Here is a 4,934-nt window from a genome sequence, read left to right on the forward strand (position 1 = left end):
CTGAAGATCAAGGCATCGGCCTGACGTCGCCGGCAAGCGGCGCCAGTGGCGCCGCCTGTCACTCCAATGCTCAAGGAGCTTTTTTCGAAAATGTCTATCCAAGCCATCGAGGACGCCAAGGTGAAGGCGTTCCCTACGCCTGCCAAGCCCGCAGAGGTTATAGCTTTCACCGCCAAGGTGAGGCGCCGCTTCGATCCCGCCGCGATCGCCGGCAAGCTGGCAAGCACGCTGGTGCCGCCGGCAGTCGTCATCGTCGTCATGCTCGTCATCTGGCAGATCGCCTGCTCGTCGCCCAACGCCAGCTTGCCGCCACCCAGCCAGGTATGGAACGAGGCCTACGATCTGATCGTCCATCCGTTCTTCGATTATGGTCCGCAGGATATCGGACTGGCCTGGCGGGTGCTGATCTCGCTGCAGCGCGTCGCCATCGGCTTCGGCCTGGCTGCAATCGTCGGCGTTGCGCTCGGCGCGCTGGTCGGCCAGTCGATCTGGGCGATGCGCGGCCTCGACCCTGTGTTCCAGATCCTGCGCACCGTGCCGCCGCTCGCCTGGCTGCCGCTGTCGCTGGCCGCCTTCCGCGATTCCAGCCCATCGGCGATCTTCGTCATCTTCATCACCTCGATCTGGCCGGTGATCATCAACACCGCCGTCGGCGTCCGCAACATTCCAGAGGATTATCGCAACGTCTCCCGCATCCTCAGACTCAACCAGCTCGAGTTCTTCGTGAAGATCATGGTGCCGGCCGCGGCGCCTTACATCTTCACCGGCCTGCGCATCGGCATCGGTCTGTCCTGGCTTGCCATCGTCGCCGCCGAAATGCTGACAGGCGGCGTCGGAATCGGCTTCTTCATCTGGGATGCCTGGAACTCGTCGCGGCTGCCCGACATCATCGTTGCGCTCGCCTATATCGGCATCACCGGCTTTTGCCTCGATCGCCTTGTCGCGGCGGTCGGCGCCTTCGTCACCCGCGGCACAACGGCAAAGTGAGGAGAGGGCAATGACGGCCTATCTGAAACTCGACCATATCGACAAATCCTTCACCCGCGGCGGCCAGGTCAGCGAGGTGCTGAAAGACATCCGGCTGACCATCGACAAGGGCGAATTCGTCTCGATCATCGGCCATTCCGGCTGCGGCAAGTCGACCTTGCTCAACCTGATCGCCGGGCTGACGAAAGTGTCCGCCGGGGCGGTCCTGCTCGAAGACAAGGAGGTCGACAGCCCCGGTCCTGAACGCGCCGTGGTGTTCCAGAACCACAGCCTGCTGCCATGGCTCACCGTCTACGAAAACATCAACCTGGCGGTGTCTAAGGTCTTCGGCCGCACCAGGAGCCGGGCCGAACGGCACGACTGGATCATGCGCAATCTCGACCTCGTGCAGATGGCGCATGCCAGAGACAAGCGGCCCGCCGAAATATCGGGCGGCATGAAGCAGCGCGTCGGCATCGCCCGCGCGTTGGCCATGGAGCCGAAGATCCTGCTGCTCGACGAACCCTTCGGTGCGCTCGACGCGCTGACGCGCGCCCATCTGCAGGACGCGGTGATGGATATCCATTCGAGGCTTGGCTCGACGACGATCATGATCACCCACGACGTCGACGAGGCGGTGCTGTTATCCGATCGCATCGTCATGATGACCAACGGTCCGGCGGCGACCATCGGCGAGGTGCTTCCCGTGCCGCTGGTCCGGCCGCGCCGCCGCGTCGAGCTTTCCTCCGAGCGGACCTTCCTGCGCTGCCGCGAGGCGGTGCTGAAGTTCCTCTACGAACGCCACCGCTTCGTCGAAGCCGCGGAGTAGCTCAATGACCGAAAAACTCGTCATCATCGGCAACGGCATGGCGCCCGGGCGGATGCTGGAGCACCTGCTCGAACAGGCACCGGACCGTTACGTTGTCACCATCTTCAACGCCGAGCCGCGGGTCAATTACGACCGCATCATGCTGTCGCCGGTGCTGTCCGGCGAGAAGGCCTTCGAGGAGATCATCATCCACGGCGACGGCTGGTACATCGCCAATGGCATCACCCTCTACAAGGGCCACAAGATCGTCGCCATCGACCGGACGGCAAAGACCGTAACCTCCGACCACGGCGTCACAGAGCCCTATGACAAGCTCGTTATCGCCACAGGCTCGGTGCCTTTCATCATTCCGGTGCCCGGCCACGATCTGCCGGGCGTGCTCACCTATCGCGATCTCGACGACGTCCAGGCCATGCTGCTTGCCGCCCAGTCGCGGGCCAAGGCCGTGGTCATCGGCGGCGGCCTGCTCGGGCTGGAAGCGGCGGCGGGCTTGAACTCGCAAGGCATGGACGTCACCGTGCTGCATGTCACGCCGACGTTGATGGAGCGCCAGCTTGATCCGGCTGCCGGCCATCTGTTGCAGCGCGCCGTCGAACAACGCGGCATCAAGGTCATCACCAAAGCTAACACCCAGGCGATCACAGGCAAGGGCAAGGTCGAGCAGGTGGAACTCGCTGACGGAACCATCATCCCGGCGACGCTGGTCGTCATGGCGGTGGGCATCAGGCCGAATGCGGCGCTGGCGAAACAAGCCGGCATTGCCGTTAGCCGCGGCATCGTCGTCGACGGCGGCATGCGCAGCAACGATCCCAACATCTACGCGCTCGGCGAATGCGCCGAGGTCAACGGCCAGGTCTACGGGCTGGTCGCCCCGCTCTACGAGATGGCGCGCGTCGCGGCCAGCCAGCTTGCCGGCAACGAGGCGGCGGCTTTCGTCCATATGGACACGCCGACCAAGCTCAAGGTCACCGGCATCGAGCTGTTCTCGCTCGGCGACTTCGCCGAGGGCGAGGACCGCCAGGAGATCGTGCTGCGCGATGCCGCCGCCGGCGTCTACAAGCGGCTGGTGCTCAGGGATGACCGCATCATCGGCACCGTGCTCTACGGCGAGACGGCGGACGGCGCGTGGTTCAACGACCTCAAGAAGAAGCAGACCGACATATCGCAAATGCGCGACACCCTTATCTTCGGCCAGTCATACCAGGGAGGTGCCTCCCTGGACCCTATGGCGGCCGTTGCAGCCTTGCCGGATGATGCGGAAATCTGCGGCTGCAACGGCATTTGCAAAGGAAAAATCACCGGCGCGATCACGGCCAAGGGCCTGACGTCGCTAGACGACGTGCGTGCCCACACCAAGGCTTCCGCTTCGTGCGGCTCCTGCACCGGTCTGGTCGAGAAGCTGATGGCGCTGACCATAGGCGACAAATACAATCCGGCGGCTGTGCAATCGATGTGCGGCTGTACCACGCTCGGCCATGACGAAGTCCGCCGGTTGATCAAGGCCAAGAGCCTGAAGACCATTCCCGCCGTCATGCAGGAACTGGAATGGACCACCTCCTGCGGCTGCGCCAAATGCCGGCCGGCGCTCAATTACTATCTCGTCTGCGACTGGCCGGACGAGTATGCCGACGACTACCAGTCGCGCTTCATTAACGAGCGCGTTCACGCCAACATCCAGAAGGACGGCACCTATTCTGTGGTGCCGCGCATGTGGGGTGGCGTCACCAATGCCGCCGAACTGCGCGCTATCGCCGACGTCGTCGACAAGTTCGATATCCCGATGGTCAAGGTTACAGGCGGACAGCGCATTGACATGCTCGGCATCCGCAAGGAAGACCTGCCGGCGGTGTGGGCCGACCTCGGTCAGGCCGGCTTCGTGTCCGGCCATGCCTATGCCAAAGGCCTACGCACCGTGAAGACCTGCGTCGGTTCGGACTGGTGCCGCTTCGGCACGCAGGATTCGACGGGGTTCGGTGTTCGCATCGAAAAATTCATGTGGGGGTCGTGGACGCCCGCCAAGGTCAAGATGGCGGTCTCGGGCTGCCCTAGGAACTGTGCCGAGGCGACCTGCAAGGATGTCGGCGTGATCTGCGTCGATTCAGGCTACGAAATCCATTTCGCCGGTGCTGCCGGCCTCGACATCAAGGGCACAGAGGTGCTCGGCCTGGTCAAGACCGAGGACGAAGCGCTCGAGCATATCGTGGCGCTGACGCAAATGTATCGCGAACAGGGCCGCTATCTCGAGCGCATCTACAAATGGGCCAAGCGCATCGGCATCGCCGAGATCAAGCGCCAGATCATGGACGATGGCGAGAGGCGCAAGGCCTATTTCGACCGCTTCGTCTTTTCGCAGAAATTCGCGCAGGTCGACCCGTGGTCGGAGCGCGTTTCCGGCAAGGACAAGCACGAATTCCGGCCGATGGCTTCGGTCGGTTTCGCTCAGGCGGCGGAGTAGGCGCGTGTTCCCGAAAAGTGGAAACCGGTTTTCGGTTAAGAACACGCGCAAAGGATGAGGCAGATGAACTGGGTATCAATCGGCTCGATATCGGACATTCCGCGCCGCGGCGCGCGCTGCGTCGCCACGCCGCAAGGCAAGATCGCCGTCTTCCGCACCGCGGAGGACCAGGTCTTCGCCATCGAGGACCATTGTCCGCACAAGGGCGGGGCGCTCTCGCAGGGCATCGTCCACGGCGCGGCGGTGACCTGTCCCCTGCACAATTGGGTGATCTCGCTGGAGACCGGCAAGGCGCTCGGCGCCGATGAAGGTGCGGTGCGCACCGTTCCGGTGCGGATCGAGGGCGAGCGTCTGTTCATTGCGCTGGAAGCGCTGGCCAGCCGCGCGGCCTGAGCATGAAGATCGACGAAGCGCGCGAGGTGAGGACCACCTGCCCCTATTGCGGGGTGGGCTGCGGCGTGCTGGCGAAGGTCACCGCGGATGGCGAAATAACCGTTCGCGGCGACCCAGACCATCCGGCAAATTTCGGCCGGCTCTGTTCCAAGGGCTCGGCGCTGGCGGAGACGATCGATCTCGACGGCCGGCTGCTCTATCCGGAGATCCACGGTCGCCGCACCGGCTGGGACGAAGCGCTCGACCTCGTCGCCTCGACTTTCTCGCAAACCATTGCCGAGCACGGCCCCG

General features: G+C 63.8%; 4 protein-coding genes and 1 pseudogene. All 5 read left to right on the top strand.

The window, feature by feature from the left end; translation table 11 throughout:
- Positions 1 to 90 precede the first annotated feature (90 nt).
- A complete protein-coding gene (ntrB, locus tag EOA86_RS22150; protein WP_128343574.1) occupies positions 91 to 987 on the top strand; it encodes a nitrate ABC transporter permease in 897 nt (298 codons plus the stop codon).
- Positions 988 to 997: 10 nt separating this feature from the next.
- On the top strand, positions 998 to 1,795 hold the full coding sequence (locus tag EOA86_RS22155) for an ABC transporter ATP-binding protein (RefSeq protein ID WP_128343575.1): 798 nt from the start codon (positions 998 to 1,000) through the stop codon (positions 1,793 to 1,795).
- A gap of 4 nt (positions 1,796 to 1,799) precedes the next feature.
- Positions 1,800 to 4,250: a nitrite reductase large subunit NirB gene (gene nirB, locus EOA86_RS22160; RefSeq protein ID WP_128343577.1), complete on the top strand. Its 2,451-nt coding sequence runs from the start codon at positions 1,800 to 1,802 to the stop codon at positions 4,248 to 4,250.
- A gap of 63 nt (positions 4,251 to 4,313) precedes the next feature.
- Positions 4,314 to 4,643 carry a nitrite reductase small subunit NirD gene (gene nirD / locus EOA86_RS22165; RefSeq protein ID WP_127210746.1) on the top strand — a complete coding sequence of 110 codons (330 nt, stop codon included), beginning with the start codon at positions 4,314 to 4,316 and terminating at the stop codon, positions 4,641 to 4,643.
- A gap of 2 nt (positions 4,644 to 4,645) precedes the next feature.
- A pseudogene (locus tag EOA86_RS22170) lies at positions 4,646 to 4,934 on the top strand (nitrate reductase); the annotation flags it as partial.

Source organism: Mesorhizobium sp. M5C.F.Ca.IN.020.32.2.1 (assembly GCF_004023105.1).
In the GTDB taxonomy this organism is placed as follows: Bacteria; Pseudomonadota; Alphaproteobacteria; order Rhizobiales; family Rhizobiaceae; genus Mesorhizobium; species Mesorhizobium wenxiniae.

Bases quoted from the DNA above. Each gene is read 5' to 3' on its own strand.
- ntrB (WP_128343574.1), top strand. From the start codon at position 91: ATGTCTATCCAAGCCATCGAGGACGCCAAGGTGAAGGCGTTCCCTACG.
- nirD (WP_127210746.1), top strand. From the start codon at position 4,314: ATGAACTGGGTATCAATCGGCTCGATATCGGACATTCCGCGCCGCGGC.
- EOA86_RS22155 (WP_128343575.1), top strand. From the start codon at position 998: ATGACGGCCTATCTGAAACTCGACCATATCGACAAATCCTTCACCCGC.
- nirB (WP_128343577.1), top strand. From the start codon at position 1,800: ATGACCGAAAAACTCGTCATCATCGGCAACGGCATGGCGCCCGGGCGG.